At 67.4% G+C, this 19,933-nt stretch carries 14 protein-coding genes; 9 read left to right on the top strand and 5 right to left on the bottom strand.

The genetic code is table 11. The annotated features are described in order from the left end of the window. Positions 1–3: 3 nt before the first annotated feature. The 3 genes from RZN05_RS12945 to RZN05_RS12955 form a co-directional block, all read right to left on the bottom strand. Entirely contained in the window at positions 4–795 is a 792-nt protein-coding gene (locus RZN05_RS12945) for a DUF2189 domain-containing protein (protein WP_317227019.1), read from the bottom strand. A 77-nt stretch (positions 796–872) separates the two neighbouring features. Continuing rightward, positions 873–4,331, bottom strand: coding sequence for a transcription-repair coupling factor (mfd, locus tag RZN05_RS12950; protein WP_317227020.1), 3,459 nt, complete (start codon positions 4,329–4,331; stop codon positions 873–875). A 142-nt stretch (positions 4,332–4,473) separates the two neighbouring features. Beyond that, positions 4,474–4,740 (bottom strand): FAD assembly factor SdhE, encoded by a 267-nt coding sequence (locus RZN05_RS12955; protein WP_317227021.1) that lies wholly within the window; start codon positions 4,738–4,740, stop codon positions 4,474–4,476. 70 nt (positions 4,741–4,810) lie between these two features. Here RZN05_RS12955 and recG point away from each other — a divergent pair, with 70 nt between their 5' ends. Next, positions 4,811–6,871 (top strand): ATP-dependent DNA helicase RecG, encoded by a 2,061-nt coding sequence (gene recG, locus RZN05_RS12960; protein ID WP_317227022.1) that lies wholly within the window; start codon positions 4,811–4,813, stop codon positions 6,869–6,871. On the opposite strand, the gene RZN05_RS12965 is transcribed toward recG, so the two are convergent. Further along, on the bottom strand, positions 6,868–7,194 hold the full coding sequence (locus RZN05_RS12965) for a PilZ domain-containing protein (RefSeq protein WP_317227023.1): 327 nt from the start codon (positions 7,192–7,194) through the stop codon (positions 6,868–6,870). The genes recG and RZN05_RS12965 overlap by 4 nt on opposite strands. 238 nt (positions 7,195–7,432) lie before the next feature. Between RZN05_RS12965 and groES the strand changes: the two genes are divergently transcribed. From groES to pepF, 4 genes are all read left to right on the top strand, one after another. Beyond that, a complete protein-coding gene (gene groES / locus RZN05_RS12970) occupies positions 7,433–7,720 on the top strand; it encodes a co-chaperone GroES (protein ID WP_135987244.1) in 288 nt (95 codons plus the stop codon). Positions 7,721–7,817: 97 nt separating this feature from the next. Further along, entirely contained in the window at positions 7,818–9,461 is a 1,644-nt protein-coding gene (groL, locus tag RZN05_RS12975) for a chaperonin GroEL (protein WP_317227024.1), read from the top strand. 150 nt (positions 9,462–9,611) lie between these two features. Further along, positions 9,612–9,824: a hypothetical protein gene (locus RZN05_RS12980; RefSeq protein WP_317227025.1), complete on the top strand. Its 213-nt coding sequence runs from the start codon at positions 9,612–9,614 to the stop codon at positions 9,822–9,824. A 97-nt stretch (positions 9,825–9,921) separates the two neighbouring features. Beyond that, the gene (gene pepF / locus RZN05_RS12985) at positions 9,922–11,781 is read left to right on the top strand and encodes an oligoendopeptidase F (protein WP_317227026.1); all 1,860 of its coding nucleotides are present in this window, start codon (positions 9,922–9,924) and stop codon (positions 11,779–11,781) included. 33 nt (positions 11,782–11,814) lie between these two features. On the opposite strand, the gene RZN05_RS12990 is transcribed toward pepF, so the two are convergent. Then, positions 11,815–12,873: a mannose-1-phosphate guanylyltransferase/mannose-6-phosphate isomerase gene (locus RZN05_RS12990; RefSeq protein WP_317227027.1), complete on the bottom strand. Its 1,059-nt coding sequence runs from the start codon at positions 12,871–12,873 to the stop codon at positions 11,815–11,817. Positions 12,874–13,037: 164 nt separating this feature from the next. Here RZN05_RS12990 and RZN05_RS12995 point away from each other — a divergent pair, with 164 nt between their 5' ends. The 4 genes from RZN05_RS12995 to RZN05_RS13010 are packed head-to-tail and all read left to right on the top strand — an operon-like array spanning position 13,038 to position 19,900. Beyond that, the gene (locus RZN05_RS12995; RefSeq protein WP_317227028.1) at positions 13,038–14,426 is read left to right on the top strand and encodes a TIGR03013 family XrtA/PEP-CTERM system glycosyltransferase; all 1,389 of its coding nucleotides are present in this window, start codon (positions 13,038–13,040) and stop codon (positions 14,424–14,426) included. Next, positions 14,426–16,483, top strand: coding sequence for an XrtA/PEP-CTERM system histidine kinase PrsK (prsK, locus tag RZN05_RS13000; protein WP_317227029.1), 2,058 nt, complete (start codon positions 14,426–14,428; stop codon positions 16,481–16,483). Before RZN05_RS12995 ends, prsK begins: the two co-directional genes overlap by 1 nt. Then, on the top strand, positions 16,480–17,835 hold the full coding sequence (prsR, locus tag RZN05_RS13005) for a PEP-CTERM-box response regulator transcription factor (RefSeq protein ID WP_317227030.1): 1,356 nt from the start codon (positions 16,480–16,482) through the stop codon (positions 17,833–17,835). The genes prsK and prsR overlap by 4 nt, the downstream gene beginning before the upstream one ends. Further along, positions 17,819–19,900, top strand: a complete 2,082-nt coding sequence (locus RZN05_RS13010) for a tetratricopeptide repeat protein (RefSeq protein ID WP_317227031.1) — start codon at positions 17,819–17,821, stop codon at positions 19,898–19,900. Before prsR ends, RZN05_RS13010 begins: the two co-directional genes overlap by 17 nt. Positions 19,901–19,933: the final 33 nt, after the last annotated feature.

Below are 19,933 nucleotides of genomic sequence, written 5' to 3' on the forward strand. Positions count from 1 at the left end.
AGCTCAGCGCACTACCAGCCGCGTGTAGAGATGCCAGGTCGCATAGCCGAGCACCGGCAGCGCCACCGCCAGTCCGACGAACAACGGGATCGAGCCGAGCACCAGCAGCGCCGCAACGGTAAAGCCCCAGCGCAGCATCGCGCCCTTGTTCGCCAGCACCGCCATCCGCGAGACATGGATCGCGGTCCGCGCATCGACGTCCTTGTCGATCAGCATCGGCATCGCGACCACGCTCACCGTCAGCACCGCCGCCGAAAAGGCGAGCCCGGCGAGGTTGCCGAGCACGATCAGCGCCCATCCCTCGGGCGTGGTGAACAGCCGGGTGGCGAAAGCCGACAGGCTCGTGGGCGGATCGATCCCCATCAGCGCGACGTACAGCCCCGCGGCGACCGCCAGCCAGGCGAGGAACATCGCCAGCAGCAATCCCGCCACCGCGATGAACGAATCGAACGATGGCCGCCGCGCAACGTCGAGGAAGTGCGACCAGTCCGATTCGAGTCCCTGTTCGCGCCGCCGCGCCAGTTCGTAGAAGCCTCCGGCGGCCGCCGGGCCCATCAGCCCGACGCCCGCGGCGATCGGAAAGAACAGGGGCACCAGCGAATCCTGCAGCGCGAACATTGCCGCGGCAAGCCCGACCAGCGGATAGATCAATCCGACGAACAACAGGTCGCCGCGATGCGCGAGGAAATCGGCCCAGCCCTGGCGCAGCGCCCCGCGCAGGTCGGCAGTGGTGATCGTGCGGACTTCGAACGCCTCCATCGGGCGCTCGGCAACTTCGATACGAGCGACAGTCATGACGCGCTCCTTCGATATCCCCGGCCAGGCAAGTATACGCCTGTTCCGGCGAAGCGGCAACGTCGCGCTCGTGCGCGTCAGCCCGCCGCCTTTGCCAGCCCACGCGACAATTGCAGCGCGCCGTGGAGCCGGGCCTGCGGGTTCGCCCAGGCGCGGTTGATGACCAGCCGCATGTCGGGGCGCAGCCGCGCGGTCTCGCCGAGCTTGTCGACATAGGCGAGCAGGCCGGGGACGTTGGGGAACTTGTCTTCGTGGAAGGTGACCAGCGCGCCCTTTGGGCCGACATCGATCTTGGCGATGCACGCGCGCTTCGCATTGAGCTTCGCCTCGATCAGCGTGATGAGGTTCGCGGTCGCCTCGGGGAGCGTGCCGAAGCGGTCGATCATCTCGGCGGCGAATGCCTCGATGCCCTGCTTGTCCTCGACATCGTTGAGGCGGCGATACAGGCCCATGCGGAGATCGAGATCGGGGACATAGTCCTCGGGGATCATGATCGGCGCATCGACGGTGATCGACGGCGACAAATCCTTGGGGCGGATGTCGTCGCGCAGCCCGCCGGCCTTGGCCTCCATGATCGCCTCCTCGAGCATCGACTGGTAGAGTTCGTAGCCGACTTCCTTGATGTGGCCCGACTGCTCGTCGCCGAGCAGATTGCCCGCGCCGCGGATGTCGAGGTCATGGGATGCGAGCTGGAAGCCGGCGCCCAGCGATTCGAGATCGGATAGCACCTTGAGGCGCTTGCTCGCCGCCTCGGTCATCTGTCGCTCGGGCGGGGTGGTCATGTACGCATAGGCGCGGGTCTTGGAGCGCCCGACCCGCCCGCGGATCTGATAGAGCTGCGCCAGGCCGAACTTGTCGGCGCGGTTGACGATCAGCGTGTTGGCGCTCGGGATGTCGAGCCCGGATTCGATGATCGTGGTCGAGACCAGCAGATCGTATTTGCGGTCGTAGAAGGCGGACATCCGCTCCTCGACTTCGGTCGGCGCCATCTGGCCGTGCGCGACGACGTAGGTGATCTCGGGCACGTCCTCGCGCAGGAACTTCTCGATATCGGGCAGGTCCGAGATGCGCGGGGTGACGAAATAGGCCTGGCCGCCGCGATAATGCTCGCGCAGCAGCGCCTCGCGCAGCACGACGGGATCCCACGGCATGACATAAGTCCGCACCGCGAGGCGATCCACCGGTGGGGTCTGGATCACCGAGAGCTCGCGCAGCCCGCTCATCGCCATCTGCAGCGTGCGCGGGATCGGCGTGGCGGTGAGGGTGAGAACGTGGACGTCCGCCTTCATCGCCTTGAGCCGCTCCTTGTGGGTGACGCCGAAGCGCTGCTCCTCGTCGACGATGACGAGGCCCAGCCGCTTGAAGTCGAGCGTCTTGGAAAGGATTGCATGGGTGCCGACGACGACGTCGATCTTGCCCTCGGCGACGCCTTCCTTGACGGCCTTGGCCTCCGCGGCGGGAACGAGGCGCGAGAGGCGGCCGACTTCGATCGGGAAGCCCTGGAAGCGCTCGACGAAATTGCGGTGGTGCTGGCGCGCGAGCAGGGTCGTCGGGCAGACCACGGCGACCTGCATCCCCGACATCGCGGCGACGAAGGCGGCGCGCAGCGCGACTTCGGTCTTGCCGAAGCCGACATCGCCGACGATCAGCCGGTCCATCGGGCGGCCGGCGGCGAGATCGGACAGGACATCGCCGATCGCGCGGTCCTGGTCGTCGGTTTCCTCATACGGGAAGCGATCGACGAAGGCGGGATAGCCGCCATGATCGGGCTCGGCGATTTCGGCGGGGCGCGTGGCGCGCTTGGCCGCGGTGGCGATCAGCTCGCCGGCGATCTCCTGGATCCGCTCCTTCATCCGCGACTTGCGGCGCTGCCACGCCTCGCCGCCCAGCCTGTCGAGGCTCGCGCCTTCCTCGCCCGCGCCATAGCGGCTGAGCACCTCGAGATTCTCGACGGGGACGTAAAGCTTGTCGCCGCCGGCATATTCGAGCGCGACGCAATCGTGCGGCGCCTTCTGCACCGGGATCTGGGTCAGCCCGTCATAGCGGCCGATGCCGTGCTCGATATGGACGACCAGGTCGCCGGGCGAGAGCGTGGCGAGTTCCTGGAGGAACGCGTCGGTATTCTTCCGCCGCTTGGCGCGGCGGACGAGACGGTCGCCGAGCATGTCCTGCTCGGTGAGCAACGCGACGTCGGGCGCGGCGAAGCCGTGGTCGAGGGGGAGGACGACGAGGGCGATCCCCTTGTCGGCGGTGCCCAGCGCCTCCTGCCAGCTCTCGGCATTGCGCGCGCCCTTGAGCCCGTGATCGGCGAGCAGGCCCGACAGGCGCTCGCGCGCGCCGTTCGAATAGCTGGCGAGGATCGGCTTGCGGCCGTCTTTCCGGACCTTGGCGAGGTGCGCGACCACGGCCTCGTAGACATTGGTACCCGCGGCGCGCTCGGGGGCGAAGTCGCGCGGGCCATCGACGAGGAAGTCGAGCACGGTGGCGCTTTCGGGCTCGTGGAACGGCGTCGCGATATGGACCGGGCCGTGGTCGAGCGCCTTCGCCCATTCGTCGGGCGGCAAATACAGCGCGTCGGCGGCGAGCGGGCGATAGCTGCCCGGCGCAGTCGATTCGGCGCGGACGCGGTTCTCCTGATAGTCGGCGATCGCCTCGAAACGCTGATCGGCGGCGCCGCTGGCGGCAGTATCGCGGACGATCACCGCATCGTCGGGAAGGTGCGCGAAAAGGGTGTCGAGCCGCTCCTCGAACAGCGGCAGCCAGTGCTCCATGCCCGCCAGCCGGCGGCCATCGCTGATTGCCTGGTACAGCGGATCGCCGGTGGCATTGGCGCCGAACTTTTCCCTGTATCGCGTGCGGAATCGCTTGATCGATTCCTCGTCGAGCAGCGCCTCAGAGGCGGGGAGCAGCGTGAAGCCGTCGACGCGGCCGGTAGTGCGCTGGTCCTCGGGTGCGAAGGTGCGCACGCTCTCGATCTCGTCGCCGAAGAAGTCGAGCCGCAGCGCCTGCTCGGCACCCGATGGGAACAGGTCGACCAGCCCGCCGCGGACGGCGAATTCGCCGGCGTCGTTGACCGTGTCGACGCGAACATAGCCATTGGCCTGGAGCAGCGCGGCGAGCTTGTCGAGGCCGATCCGCTCGCCTGGGGCGAGCCGCGCGACGAGCTGGCGGATGCGGAACGGCGTCAGCGTACGCTGGGTCGCGGCATTGACCGTGGTGACGATCAGGCGCGGTTTTTCAGACTTGCCCTGCAACGCGTGGAGCGTCGCCAGCCGTTCGGACATCACCCGCAGCGTCGGGCTGGCGCGGTCATAAGGAAGGCAGTCCCAGGCGGGATAGCTCAGGATGTCGAGCTCGGGCGCGAAATAGGGGGCGGTAGAGGCGACCGCGCGCATCGCCGCTTCGTCGGGCGCGACGAACACGGCCACGCCGCCAGCGCGTGCCAGATCGGCGAGCATCCAGGGGAGGAAGCCCGTGGGCGCCCCCGAAAGCGTAAGGGCGCGCGTGGCGGAGAGGATCTTCTTGAGGTCGGGCATTCACACTTCCGCTCCCCTCCCTGAAAGGGAGGGGCTGGGGGTGGGTGCCGGCGCGTCAGCGCCGGCGTGGACGCTCGAGGATGGTCCGGGTGCTCGCTACGCTCGCAACCCACCCCCCACCCCTCCCTTGAAGGGAGGGGAGTTACTTAGAAATCGGCACGTAGTTCAGGGTCTTGAGCGCGTTCATGATCGTGCCCTCGTAGCGCGCCGGGACCGCCGCGGTTCCCATTGCCCAGGCCATGATATCGACGTCCTGTTCCTCCATCAGGATCTCGAACAGGTCGATCTCGGAATCGTCCCAGCCGGCCGAATGCGCGTCGAAGAAGCCGCCGATCAGCAGGTCGGCTTCCTTGACGCCGCGATGCCAGGCACGGAAGCGCAGGCGCTTGAGGCGATGTTCGCGGTCCATGGGTCTCCAACGCGAATTGGCCGGCAGCGCTTTCAAGCGCGGTCGGCTTGGGTGTAGGGGCGAGATAGTCATGCGGCCCGACATACTCAATCCACTGTTCGCCGAGATCACCGCGCTGAAAGGCGTAGGCGCAGCCTTGTCCAAGCCGCTCGAGAAATTGGGGCTGGCGCGGGCGGTGGACGTCGCCTTCCATCTGCCGACCGGCTTCGTCGATCGGCTGCCGCGCACCGAACTCGACGCCGCCGATGCCGGGCGCGTGATCGCGATCACGCTGACCGCAGTGAGCTATCGCTTCGGATCGAGCCCGCGGTCGCCGGCGCGGGTGCAGGCAGTGGATGCGCACGGCAACACCGTGAGCCTGGTCTATTTCCGCGGCAATTCGGGCTGGGTGAAGAAGCTGCACCCCGAGGGCGAGCTGCGCTGGGTATCGGGCAAGCTCGAGCAATATGGCCAGGAACTGCAGCTGGTCCATCCCGAGTCGCTACCGCTCGATGAGGTCGAGGCGGCCGGCGGGCGCGAGGCGATCTATCGCTGCTCGGAAGGCCTCACCTCGAAGCGGATCGCGGCGCTGGCGGCGCAGGCGATCGAGCGCGCGCCCGATCTGCCCGAATGGATCGAGCCGAGCCTCAAGGCGCGCAACGACTGGCCGGGCTGGCGCGAGGCGCTGGTGCGCATCCATGCCGACCCTGCCGATGCCAAGGCGCGCGAGCGGCTTGCCTATGACGAGATCCTCGCAAACCAGCTCGCGCTGCTGCTGGTGAGCGGGGCGGCGCGTGCCAAGCGCGGGCGGGCGCTACAGGGCGACGGGCGGCTGCGCGACAAGCTCAAGCTCCCTTATGCGCCCACCGGCGCGCAGGCGCGGACGATCCGCGAGATCGAAGGCGACATGGCGCAGTCCCGCCCGATGCTGCGGCTGCTCCAGGGCGATGTCGGCTCGGGCAAGACCTTGGTCGCGACGATGGCGCTGCTGATCGCTGCCGAGGCCGGCGCGCAGGGGGCGATGCTCGCGCCGACCGAGATCCTCGCGCGCCAGCATTTCGACACACTCAACCGCACGCTCTCGGGGATGGGCGTTCGCGTTGCGATCCTCACCGGGCGCGACAAGGGCCGCGCGCGGGAAGCGACGCTGATGGGGCTCGCCGCGGGCGAGATCGACATCCTGGTGGGAACGCACGCGATCTTCCAGCAGGGCGTGGAGTATCGCGATCTCGGCCTGGTGGTGGTCGACGAGCAGCATCGCTTCGGGGTGGCCGAGCGGCTGATGCTCCAATCCAAGGCGCTGGTTCCCCCGCATTTGCTGGCGATGACCGCGACGCCGATCCCGCGCACGCTCCAGCTCGCCTCGCACGGCGAGATGGACGTCAGCCGCCTCGACGAGATGCCGCCGGGGCGCGAGCCGGTCGAGACGAGCGTGATCGCCGAGGACAAGCTCGAGGCGGTGATCGCGGGGCTGGGACGCCATCTCGATACGGGGAAGCAGGCCTATTGGGTGTGCCCGCTGGTCGAGGAAAGCGAGAAGACCGACATGGCCGCCGCCGAGGCGCGCGCGGCCGAGCTGACGATGCGCTTCGGCGACCGGGTCGGGCTCGTTCATGGGCGGATGAAGGGGCCCGAAAAGGATGCGGTAATGGCGCGCTTCGCCGCGGGTGCGCTTGGCGTGCTGGTCGCGACGACGGTGATCGAGGTCGGGGTCGATGTGCCCAATGCCACGCTGATCGTGATCGAGCATGCCGACCGCTTCGGGCTCGCCCAGCTCCACCAGCTGCGCGGGCGCGTCGGGCGCGGCGGCGGCAAGTCGCACTGCATCCTGCTGCGCGGGAGCGGGCTGAGCGAGACTTCGCGCGCGCGGCTGGCGCTGATGCGCGACACCAATGACGGCTTCTTGATCGCCGAGCGCGACTTGGAGCTGCGCGGTGCCGGCGAGTTGCTCGGCACGCGCCAGTCGGGCGAGCAGCAATTCCGGCTGACCCCGCCCGAGCTGATGGGACCGCTGCTCGAGCGCGCCAACGCCGATGCGCGACTGCTGGTCGATCAGGACCGCGACCTCAAGACGGCGCGGGGCGAGGCAGCGCGGACGGCGCTCTATCTGTTCGAGCGCGACGCCGCGGTCGCGCTGCTGCGCTCGGGCTAGGCCTTGCCCTTCAAGAGCGCGGCGATGAGTTCGTAATAGGTGGCGAGGTCGATCGCCGGATCGAACTGGCAGCCGAGACGCCCGCCGAGGCACCAGCGGACTTCGCCGGTTACCGAACCCGCGATCGGAAGCACGATGCGCAGGCGGTCGCCGACCTCGAACGTCGCATCGCAGCGCGCCATCAACCCGTGCGGCGAGATGTTGACGACCAGGAACGTGAGCGGGCGCGCGTCCGGCCCAAAGGCACGGGCACGGTAATGCACGTCATCGCGCATTTCCTGCCGGTCGTCGGCCATCGCTGCATTGCCGAAGCTGAAACTCACACGCGCCTCGCTCGAAACCTAGAGGTACAGATACCCTTTATAGGCGGCGGGCATGAATTCGGCTCAAACGAAGCTGCTTAACGCATATTTATCGGACCACATTGCGGCTAATCGGCCTGCCGAAAGATTCCGTCGCATGCCCGTTGACGAACGCCGCCAGCCTACGCATATCTCCATTCGCTAGCACTCGGGGGGACTGAGTGCTAAAGGCGTTCAATCAATTAGAGGATCATCCGCAATGAGCTTTCGTCCGTTGCATGACCGCGTGCTCGTCCGTCGTGTCGAAGCCGAGGAAAAGACCGCAGGCGGGATCATCATCCCCGACACCGCCAAGGAAAAGCCGCAGGAAGGCGAAGTCGTCGCTGTTGGCACCGGCACCAAGTCCGAGGACGGCAAGGTGACCCCGCTCGACGTCAAGGCTGGCGACCGCATCCTGTTCGGCAAGTGGTCGGGCACCGAGGTCAAGGTCAATGGCGAAGACCTGCTGATCATGAAGGAATCCGACATCCTCGGGATCGTCGGCTAAGCAATTTTCGAACAATCTCCCGCAATTTTCGAAATGAAAAAGTGCGAAGATTGCGAAGTTAAGGGCGGCAACGCCTCCAGATAGAAGGTATAGAAAAATGGCAGCCAAGGACGTTAAGTTCAGCCGCGACGCGCGCGAGCGCATCCTGCGCGGCGTCGACATTCTCGCCGACGCGGTCAAGGTCACGCTGGGGCCGAAGGGCCGCAACGTCGTGATCGACAAGTCGTTCGGCGCACCGCGCATCACCAAGGACGGCGTCACCGTCGCCAAGGAAATCGAACTCAAGGACAAGTTCGAGAACATGGGCGCCCAGATGGTCCGCGAAGTCGCTTCGAAGACCAACGACGTCGCCGGCGACGGCACCACCACCGCCACCGTGCTGGCGCAGGCAATCGTCCGCGAGGGCATGAAGTCGGTCGCTGCCGGCATGAACCCGATGGACCTCAAGCGCGGCATCGACCTCGCAGTCGTCAAGGTCGTCGAGGACGTCAAGGCGCGCTCGAAGCCCGTCGCCGGCACCAGCGAGATCGCCCAGGTCGGCATCATCTCGGCCAATGGCGACACCGTCGTCGGCGAGAAGATCGCCGAGGCGATGGAGAAGGTCGGCAAGGAAGGCGTGATCACCGTCGAAGAGGCGAAGGGTCTCGATTTCGAGCTCGACGTCGTCGAGGGCATGCAGTTCGACCGCGGCTACCTGTCGCCCTACTTCATCACCAACCCCGACAAGATGACGGTCGAGCTCAACGACCCGTACATCCTGATCCACGAGAAGAAGCTGTCGAACCTGCAGGCGATGCTCCCGATCCTGGAAGCCGTCGTCCAGTCGGGCCGTCCGCTCCTGATCATCGCCGAGGACATCGAGGGCGAGGCGCTCGCCACGCTCGTCGTCAACAAGCTGCGCGGCGGCCTCAAGGTCGCAGCGGTCAAGGCACCGGGCTTCGGCGATCGTCGCAAGGCGATGCTCGAGGATATCGCCGTCCTCACCAAGGGCGAAGTCATCTCGGAAGACCTCGGCATCAAGCTCGAGACCGTGACGCTCGGCATGCTCGGCACCGCCAAGCGCGTGTCGATCGACAAGGACAACACCACCATCGTCGACGGTGCCGGTGAAGCCGAGTCGATCAAGGGCCGCACCGACGCGATCCGCCAGCAGATCGAGAACACCACCAGCGATTACGACCGTGAGAAGCTCCAGGAGCGTCTCGCCAAGCTCGCCGGCGGCGTTGCCGTGATCAAGGTCGGCGGTGCTTCGGAAGTCGAAGTCAAGGAGCGCAAGGACCGTGTCGACGACGCGCTGCACGCAACCCGCGCAGCCGTGGAAGAAGGCATCGTCCCCGGTGGCGGCACCGCGCTTCTCTATGCCACCAAGGTGCTCGAGGGCCTGACCGGCGCGAACGAGGATCAGACTCGCGGCGTCGACATCGTGCGCAAGTCGCTCACGGCGCTGGTTCGCCAGATCGCGGCGAATGCCGGCCATGACGGCGCAGTCGTCTCGGGCAAGCTGCTCGACCAGACCGACACGTCGTTCGGCTTCAACGCCTCGACCGACACGTACGAGAACCTGGTTGCGGCCGGCGTGATCGATCCGACCAAGGTCGTCCGCACCGCGCTGCAGAACGCGGCCTCGGTCGCCGGCCTGCTCATCACCACCGAAGCGGCGGTGAGCGAGCTTCCGGAAGACAAGCCCTCGATGCCCCCGATGGGCGGCGGCATGGGCGGCATGGGCGGCATGGACTTCTAAGTCCTTACGCTCGTTGACCAATGCGAAGGGCCGGGGAAACCCGGCCCTTCTGCTTTCGGAGTGATTTTTACGACGAACCCGGCACACAGGTCTTGACCCGCGCGGACCTATTCGGAAAATCGTTTCGAATAATCGCAACAGGGGGCGTAGGTGTTCAATTGGATTGCCGGGCGGTCGCGATGCTTCGGCGGCAAGCATGAGCGTTCGGAAAAGCATATCGCCCGCGCCGGCGACGACGAGCCCTTCGTCAGCAAATGCCGCTTCTGCGGCACACCCATGCGCCGCCGCGCCAAGCGCGACTGGATCGTGATCTCGCGCGCCGAATATCGCTCGGCGCGCGATGGCGGTGTATTGGCCGGCTAAGGCAGAAAGCGCTTTCCTCGGGCGGCAAAGCGCGACAGACTGACGGCTTCCAAACCTTGCGCCGTGCCTACCGGCGCCCTCTCCGGGGAAGCCTCAGATGACCGAACTCTCCCGCCGCGAAGCGCTGGCTGCAGGTGCGCTCGCAAGCCTCGCCACCGCCCTCCCGGCCTGGGCACAGGTTGCCAAGCCGGCCGGTGCCGCGTGGGATCTGACCGAACTCTATCCCGACGAAGCCGCCTGGGATGCGGCGCGCAAGGGCGCGCTCGCGGCGCTTCCCGGCATCGCCAAGTACAAGGGTCGTCTCGGCGAGAGCGCACAGGTGCTGGCCGAGGCGCTCGTCCTCCAGTCCGACATTGGCCGGACGATCGCTCGCGTCTACACCTATGTCAGCCTGAAGGGCGACGAGGATGTCCGCGTCGCCGCGTGGCAGGAGAAGCAGGCGCAGGCGATCGACCTCTACACCGCGTTCGGCGAGGCGACCGCGTGGTTCGCGCCCGAGATCCTCACCGTTGGCAAGTCCAAGGTCGATGGCTTCATCGCCGCCAATTCGGCGCTCCAGTCGCGCTTCGACTTCTACCTCGCCAACATCGTCCGCCAGGCCGAGCACACGCTGTCTCCCGAAGGCGAGGCGCTGCTCGCCGGTGCCGGCGCGCCGCTCCAGGCACCGGGCGACATTTCCGGGCAGCTGCGCTCGTCGGACATCCCCTGGCCAACGATCAAGCTTTCGGACGGCAATCAGGTGCGGCTCGACAGCCAGGGCTATACGCTCAACCGCGATGCCCCCAACCGCACTGACCGCAAGGCGGTATTCGACGCGTTCTGGGAAGCGCACGGCAAGTTCCAGAACTCGTTCGGCGCGACCTACAACGCCAAGGTCAAGAGCGATATCTTCTATGCCAAGGCCCGGAAATACCCGACTTCGCTGGCCAGTGCGCTTTCGGGCAGCAACGTGCCCGAGGCGGTCTATCGCACGCTGGTCGCCGAGACCAACAAGGGGCTGCCCCAGCTCCACCGCTATTTCGAGCTGCGCCGGCGGATGCTCAAGCTTCCCGACATCGGCTATTGGGACATCTATCCGCCGCTCGTCTCGCTCGATCGGCCGTTCAGCCTCGATCAGATGCGCACGCTGACGCTCGAGGCGGTCAAGCCGCTTGGCACCGACTATCAGGCGCGCCTCGCCAAGGCGACCGCGGCCAAGTGGATGGATCCCTGGCCACGCGAGGGCAAGCGACCGGGCGCATACATGAATCCCGGCGCGTTCGACGTGCACCCTTATCTGCTGCTCAACCTCAGCGAGAAATATGACGGCCTCAGCACCTATGCGCACGAATGGGGCCACGCGCTCCACTCGCTGCTCGCCAACGCCGCGCAGCCTTATGACAAGGCCGATTATCCCATCTTCCTCGCCGAGATCGCCTCGACGCTCAACGAGCAGTTGCTCGTCGCACACATGCTCAAGGGCGCGAAAACCAAGGAGGAGAAGCTCTTCTATCTCGGCCAGCAGATGGAGAATTTCCGCGGCACCTTCTTCCGCCAGACGATGTTCGCCGAGTTCGAGCTCAAGGCCCACGACCTTGCCGAGGCCGGCGAGGGCCTGTCGGGGCGCAGGTTCACCGATGTCTATTCGAACCTGCTGAAGCGCTATCACGGCCCCAACATGAAGCTCGAAGCGGCTTATGCGAACGAGTGGGCGTTCATCCCGCACTTCTATAACAGCTTCTACGTCTATCAGTACGCCACATGCATCGCCGCGGCGACCTACTTCACCCAAGCGATCCTCAAGGGCGGGCCGAAGGAGCGCGACAATTACCTGTCGGTGCTCAAGGCCGGCGGCTCGGACTATCCGGTCGATATCCTCAAGCGCGCCGGTCTCGATATGGCCTCGCCCGCGCCCTACCAGGCGCTGGTCGCGAGCTTCAAGGACACGCTCGACCAAGCCGAGGCATTGCTGGGCTGATCGACGCGACGGGCGCGGTCATCGCCGCGCCCGTCAGTCCTTCTTCATCGCCTCGATGATCTTCTTGATGTCCTGGCTGCGTCCGCGCGGGAGCACCAGGATGTCGTCGCCCGACGCCACCACGATCAGGTCGTGCACCCCAACCAAGGCAACCCGCTTGCCCGGCTCGCTGCGCACCAGGCAATTCTCCGCCTCGATCGCGACGACGTCGCCGCGACAGACATTGCCGTGGATGTCGCATTCGCTGATCGCGTGGAGCGCGTCCCAGCTGCCGACGTCGCTCCAGCCCATCGCCACGGGCACCACCGCGACGCGCGGCGCCTTCTCCATCACCGCATAGTCGATCGAATTGGCCGGCGACGCGGCGAATTCCTCGGCATCGGGATAGATCCGCGCGCCCTCGCGCCGCGCCTTGTCCATCGAAAGCTGCGCCGCCACCAGCATCTCGGGTGCATAGACGCTGAGCGCACCCAGATACATGTCGGCGCGGAACAGGAAGATGCCGCCGTTCCACGCATGGTCGCCCGACGCGAGCATCGCCTCGGCCTTGTCGCGCGGCGGCTTCTCGACGAATTTCTCAACGCGGTGGACGCCCTCGGTCAGCTTGTCGCCCACCTGGATCCAGCCATAGCCGGTCTCGGGCGCGTCGGGTGCGATCCCGAAGGTCGCCAGCCAGCCTTCCTGCACCAGCGGCAGCGCCGCCTGGATCGCGGCGTGAAACGCATCGACATCGGCGATGACATGATCGGACGGCATCACCAGGATCGGATCGCTGCCGCCCCCCGCCGCGATCGCTGCCAGCGCGATCGCCGGCGCAGTGTTGCGCCCCATCGGCTCGAGGATCAGCGCCTGGGCGAAGGATTCGACCCCGGCGAGCTGCTCCTCGACCTGGCCGGCATGGAAGGCATTTGCCACCACGATCGGCTTGGCGAACTGCGCGCCCGCGGTGCGGCGCGCCGTGAGCTGGAGCATCGTTTCCTCGGCAGTCAGCGCAAGCAGTTGCTTGGGCTGCTCGGGGCGCGATAGCGGCCAAAGCCGAGTCCCCGATCCTCCCGAAAGGATGACCGGAATGATCGGCTTTGCGTCCGGCATGGCGAATGGCTCCCTGATTTGGCTGTAGATATAGGTATTTGCCCCGCGCGGTTAAACGATGTGCCGTCGAAACGGTTTCGCGCGATTCACAGTTTTGGCCGCCGCGCTCCAATCCAGTGCCGATGTCGGATTTGTTTACACTTAGTCGATAGGGATCATACACCATGATCCGCCTGTTCAAGCATTACGTGCCGAATGCCGTGCTGCTGCTCGGCTTGCTGGACATCGTCCTGCTGGTCGCGGCAGGCGAGCTCGGCTGGCTGGTGCGCGCGCACCAGGTCGGCATGGGCCCCAGCGCGATGGCCGATCGCATCCCGCAACTGCTGAGCTTCGCAGCCTTCATCGAAATCGCGATGATCGCGGTCGGCGTCTACGGCGCCGATGCGCTCCAGTCGCTGCGCTACGCCACGGCGCGACTGATCGTTGCGGTCTCGCTCGGCGTGCTCGGGCTGAGCATGCTCTATTTCCTGATCCCCCAGATCAGCTTCTGGCGCTCGAACCTGCTCTACGCGATGGGCGTCTCGGTCGTTCTACTGATCTTCCTGCGTATCCTGCTCGGCAAGGCGCTGGGCAGCCAGGCGTTCAAGCGCCGCATCGTTGTGCTTGGCGCCGGCCCGCGCGCGGCGCGGCTCAAGGTTCTTTCCAAGGCCCCGGGCGCCGGCTTCGCGGTGGTTGGCTATGTCTCGATGAACGAGGCAAATCGCGTGATCCCCGAAGCGATCGCGCGCGACGCCATCTACAACCTTGCCGATCACGTCGTGCTCCTCAACGCCAGCGAAGTCGTGCTTGCGCTCGAGGAGCGCCGCAACGCGCTGCCGCTCAAGGACCTGCTGCGGGTCAAGACCACCGGCGTCCACGTCAACGAGATCTCGACCTTCCTCGAACGCGAGACCGGTCGCGTCGATCTCGACAGCGTCAATCCGAGCTGGCTGATCTTCTCCGACGGCTTCTCGTCCGGCCGGATGGTGTCGAGCGCGTTCAAGCGGCTGTTCGACATCGCGGCCAGCCTGCTCCTGCTCGTGCTGACGCTCCCGCTCGTGCTGGTCACCGCGGTCGCAATCAAGTTGGAGAGCAAGGGCCCGGCCTTTTATCGCCAGCGCCGCGTGGGGCTCTACGGCGTCGGCTTCGACGTCATCAAGCTGCGCTCGATGCGCCAGGATGCCGAGGCCGGCGGCCAGGCGATCTGGGCCGAGAAGGACGATCCGCGGATCACCCGCATCGGCCGGATCATCCGCAAGATCCGCGTCGACGAGCTGCCGCAATGCTGGAGCGTGCTCAAGGGCGAGATGAGCTTTGTCGGCCCGCGCCCCGAGCGTCCCCAGTTCGTCGAGGATCTCGAGCAGAAGCTGCCTTATTATGCCGAACGCCACATGGTGAAGCCGGGCATCACCGGCTGGGCGCAGATCAACTATCCCTATGGCGCCTCGATCGAGGACAGCCGCCAGAAGCTCGAATACGACCTGTTCTACGCCAAGAACTATTCGCCTTTCCTAGACCTGCTGATCCTGCTCCAGACGATCCGCGTGGTGCTCTTCCCAGACGGCGCGCGTTGATGACGGTGACGCTGATCCTGTGGAGCCACGCGCTTGCCGCCTTGCTGTTCGGCGGGCTCACCTTGTGGACGATCCGCGCGAACGCGATCGGACTGCCGCGTCGCCCGCTGGCGCTGGCGCTCGGACTGACTGCACTCTGGGCACTCGCGATCGCCGGGATCGGCGGCGGCGAGATGGTCACACGGATCGTCGAGACGCTGCGCAACCTCGCCTGGCTCGGCTTCATGATCACGCTCCACCGGCGCGATGCCAATGATCGGCCGCCGCTCGCGCTGGGGACGGTCTACGGCGTAGTCGCGCTGGTTAGCCTCGCCGCGCTCATACTTCACATCACCGCCAACTCCGCTGCGCCCGGCGCCGCGGAGCCTGTCGAAAGCGCGGTACTGCTGCTGCGCATGCTTGCCGCGGTCGCCGCGCTCGTGCTGATGCAAGCGTTGTATTCGGCGCTCAATCCGGCGGCCGGCGGCGGCCTCCGATGGATTGTCGCGGCGCTGGCCGGACTGTGGATCGCCGAGTTCGCGCTGTACTGTACCGAATATCTCGCCACCCAGCCCCATCCCCAGTCGGTGGCGGCGCGAGGCGTCGCGATGATCGCGGTCGCGCTGGCGATGGTCACCGCGCTACAGCGCAAGGGCGAGCTCAGCGTCCAGGTCTCGCGCACAGTCGCCTATCAATCGCTGTCGCTCGTCGCGATCGGCGCCTATTTCGCGCTGCTCGCGCTCGCCACCAGCGCGATCGCGACGATCGGCGGCGAAAATGCGCGGGTGTTCCAGACCGCCTTCGTGCTCGGCTCGACAGCGGCGATCCTCACGCTCGTCTCGAACGGCTGGCTACGCGCCTGGGCCAAGGTCAAGCTCGCCAAGCACCTCTTCCGCCACCGCTATGATTATCGTGCCGAATGGATGCGCTTTACCGAGACGCTGGGCGCGCCCGAGGGCGCCGCGCCGCTCGACGAACGCATCGTCAAGGCGATCGCCGACCTGACGGATTCGCCTGCCGGCCTGTTGCTGGCGCCCGACGGCGCCGGCTTCGAACCCGGGGCGAGCTGGAATTGGGATCGCGGGCTGTTGCCGGTCGCCGACGATGCGCCGCTTGCCGCGCATCTCGCCGCGACCGGGCGGATCATCGAGCTCGATCAGGTGCGGCGCGATCCCGCCTGCCCCGATGCCGCACCGGTGCCGCGCTGGATGCTCGACAGCGCCGACGCCTGGGTGCTCGTGCCGCTGCCCCATATGGGCACCCTGGCCGGGGCGATCCTGCTCGCGCGCCCGCCGTTCGACCGTGCGCTCGACTGGGAGGATTTCGACCTGCTCAAGGTCGCCGGGCGCCAGGTCGCGAGCTACCTCGCCGAGGCCCGCGCACAAGCAGCGCTCGCCGAGTCGCAGCGCTTCGACGAGTTCAACCGCCGCTTCGCGTTCATCCTGCACGACATCAAGAATTTGGTCAGCCAGCTCACCCTCACCGCGCGCAACGCCGAGCGGCATGCCGACAAGCCCGAATTCCGGGCGGACATGGTGGCGACGCTCAAGGAATCGGCGGAGCGGATGAACGCGCTGCTCGCGCGGCTTTCGCAGCATCATCGCGCCCGGCGCGAGGCGCCGCGGGCGGTGGATGTTCGGTATCTGGTTCGGGGTGTCGCTAGCGAAAAGGGGCGGTTGCACCCCGTCACGGTCTCGGGCGCGGAGGCGGTGATCGCGCTGGCCGATCCGGCGGGGCTCGAGCAGTTGCTGGGGCATCTGGTGCAGAATGCCGTGGATGCGAGCGCCGAAAATGCGCCGGTTTCGATCGTTCTGGGCTCGGATGGGCACGAAATCAGCGTGGATGTGGTCGATTCGGGCTGCGGCATGTCGCCCGCCTTCGTGCGGGACAAGCTGTTCAAGCCCTTCGTCTCGTCCAAGCCTGGCGGGTTCGGGATCGGCGCGTTCGAGGCGCGCCAGCTCGTCCAGGCGATGGACGGGCGCATCGAAGTCACCTCGCGCGAGGGCCAGGGCACTCGCTTCCGCGTGATCCTCAAGGCCGCCCACACCGCCGACCTGCCCGAAGAACGCGCCGCATGACCGAACCTGTGAAGAAGCTGCTGATCGTCGAAGACGATGCCGGGCTCCAGCGCCAGCTACGCTGGGCCTATGAAGGCTATGAAATCCACACCGCCGCCAATCGCGAGGAGGCGATCACCGCCATCCGCGCCGAGGAGCCGCAGGTGGTGACGCTCGATCTGGGACTGCCGCCCGATCCCGACGGCACCACCGAGGGCTTCGCGACGCTCGAGACGATCCTCAAACTGCGCCCGGACACCAAGGTGATCGTCGCATCGGGCCACGGCGCGCACGAATCGATGCTCAAGGCGATTTCGCTGGGCGCCTGGGATTTCTACCAAAAGCCGATCGACATCGACGCGCTGGGGCTGATCGTCGCGCGCGCCTTCCATGTCCACGCGCTCGAAGCCGAGAATCGCCGCCTCGCCGAACGCGCCGAGGCCGGCGCGGTGCTGGGCGGGATGATCACCGGCGCGCCCGAGATGCTCAAGGTCACGCGCACGATCGAGCGAGTCGCCGGGGCGGACGTTTCGGTGATGCTGCTCGGCGCCAGCGGCACCGGCAAGGAACTGCTCGCGCGCGGGCTGCACGACGCGTCCCCGCGCAAGAAGGGCGCGTTCGTCGCGATCAACTGCGCTGCGATCCCCGAGACGCTGCTCGAAAGCGAGCTGTTCGGGCACGAAAAGGGTGCGTTCACCGGGGCGGTCAAGACCACCGAAGGCAAGATCGAGCTCGCCCAGGGCGGCACGCTGTTCCTCGACGAGATCGGCGACGTTCCCCTGCCCCTCCAAGTCAAGCTGCTGCGCTTCCTCCAGGAGCGCGTGATCGAGCGGATCGGCAGCCGCAAGCCGATCCCGGTCGACACGCGCGTGGTCTGCGCGACGCACCAGGATCTCGACGCAATGGTCGCGCAGGGACGCTTCCGTGAAGACCTTTATTATCGGCTCGCCGAGATCGTCATCCGCATCCCCAGCCTGGCCGAGCGGCCGGGCGATGCCGGGTTGCTCGCGCGGCACTTCCTCCAGAAATACGCCGCACAGATGAACACCGGCGCCAAGAGCTTCGCGCCCGACGCGCTCGCCGCGATCGATGCCTGGGGCTGGCCGGGCAATGTCCGCGAGCTCGAGAACCGCGTGAAGCGCGCCGCGATCATGGCCGAGGGCAAGCATGTCGGCGCCGCCGATCTCGACCTCGACGGCAAGGACGATCCGCTGCCGGTCAACCTCAAGGCCGCGCGCGAGCTTGCCGACCGCAAGGCGATCCGCCACGCGCTCGCCCGCGCCGAAGGCAATATCTCGGGCACCGCAAGGCTGCTCGGGATCAGCCGCCCCACCCTCTACGACCTGATGAAGGCCTATGACCTCCAGCCGTAAGCGCTCCCGCACTGCCCGGCGCACGCCCGGCCTCCGCCGCCTCCTCGTGATCGGCGGGGCGCTCGCCGCGTTCGCGCTGGTACTGGCGGCATGGTTCAGCCTGTCGCCGGCCGGACCCGCCGCGAGCAATCCGCGCGAGGCACTCGAGCGCAGCGGCAAGCTGCTCGATGCAGGCAATGCCACCGCCGCGCGCGAGGCCGCACTGGCCGCGGTGCGCGGCGACCCCGGAAACGCGCAGGCGCATATGACGCTCGCCAAGGCGATGCTCGCGCTCGACGACGGTGTCGGCGCCGAGGCCGAACTCAAGCGCGCGGTCGAGGCGGGGTATAAACCCGCGCAGGTCGCGCATTTGCGTGCGCACGCACTTCTGCTCCAGGGCCAGGAAGAAAAGGCGATCGCCGAGGCGGGCAAGGCCGCGCCGGAGAACCGAGTCTATGCGCTGCGCATCCGTGCGCGCGCGCTCGCCGCGCTGGGCAAGCTGCCCGAGGCGTTCGCCGCGATCGACGAGGCCGCGCGCGCCGCGCCGCGCGACGCCGCGGTGCAGGTCGATCTCGGCCGGATCCGGCTCAGCGCCGGCGACGTGCTCGGCGGCATCCGCGCGTCCGAGGCGGCGGTCCAGCTGGACGGCGGCAGCTTCGACGCGCTGATGCTGCGCGGCGAGATGGTGCGCAGCCAGTTCGGGCTGGTCGCGGCGCTGCCCTGGTTCGAGGCGGCGCTCAAGCACGACCCCGCCGACCATGACGCGCTGATCGAATATGCCGCGACTTTGGGCGATGCGGGACGCACGCGCGATTCGCTCGCGGCGACGAGGCGCGCGCTCGCGGTGCGGCCGGGCAGCCCGCAGGCGCTGTACCTCCAGGCCGTGATCGCCGCGCGCGCCGGCAATGGCGACCTGGCACGTACACTGATCGAGCGCACCGGCGGCGGGCTGGCGCAGATTCCGGCGGCGCTGCTGCTCGGCGGCGCGCTCGACATCGAGGCGGCCGATTACGAGCAGGCGATGGAGAAATTGAAGCCCCTCGTCGCCAACCAGCCGATGAACATCCAGGCGCGGAAACTGCTCGCGGTCGCGCTGCTGCGCACCGACAGCGCGCGCAACGCGATCGACCTGCTGCGCCCGGTGATCGCGCGCGGCGATGCCGACAGCTATGCGCTGACCTTGGCCGCGCGCGGGTTCGAGCGGATCGGCGACCGCGCGTCGGCCGCCTCGCTGCTCGATCGCGCCGCCTGGCCCGAACGCGGCGACGGCGGCGTGTTCGCCGCCGACGACAGCGCCGGCGTGGTCGCAGCCGATGCCGCGCAGCGCGCCGACGATCCCGTCGCGCAGATCCCGCTGATCCGCGCGCTGATCGGCAAGGGCGACAAGCCCACCGCGCTTGCCAAGGCGCAGGCCATCGCGGCGCGCCATCCCGGCGTCCCCGCGGCGCATCTGCTGGTCGGCGACGCGCTGATGCTGATGAACCGCCCGGCCGACGCGGTGCGATCCTATCGCAGCGCCGCCGACCTCCGCTTCGACGAGTCCACCATGCTGCGGCTGGTCGAATCGATGGCCCAGGCCGGCCAGCGCGCCGAGGCGGCCAATGTGCTTGCGCTGTTCCTGTCGCAGAACCCGGTCAACGCCGCGGCGCTGCGGCTCTCGGGGACGTGGCAGCTCGCCGCGGGCGACTATGACGCGGCGATCGACAGTTTCGAGCTGCTGCGTGCGCGGATCGGCGACGGCGATGCGGCGCTCAACGCCGCGCTGGCATCGGCCTATGGCGGCGCCGAGGAAGTGGACGCGGCGGCGGATTTCGGCGAGGCGGCCTATGCGCTCGCCCCGGCCAATCCGGTAGCCGCCGACGCCTATGGCTGGGCGCTGTACCGCAAGGGCGACGCGCAGGCCGCGGTCGAGCTGCTCCAAAAGGCAGTGGTGCTGGCACCAGGGCATTCCGGGCTGCGCTGGCATTTGGCGCAGGTCTATGCCGATCTCGGCCGCAAGCCCGAGGCACGCGCGCAAGCACAGGCGGCGCTGGTCGACCCGCGCTTTGTCGAGCGCGCCGCGGCGACGGCGATGGCGCGGTCGTGAACCCAACGCATTGATACAAGGCGAGTCAGCGAG

Origin of the sequence: Sphingomonas sp. HF-S4 (assembly GCF_032911445.1) — a bacterium.
In the GTDB taxonomy this organism is placed as follows: domain Bacteria; phylum Pseudomonadota; class Alphaproteobacteria; order Sphingomonadales; family Sphingomonadaceae; genus Sphingomonas; species Sphingomonas agrestis.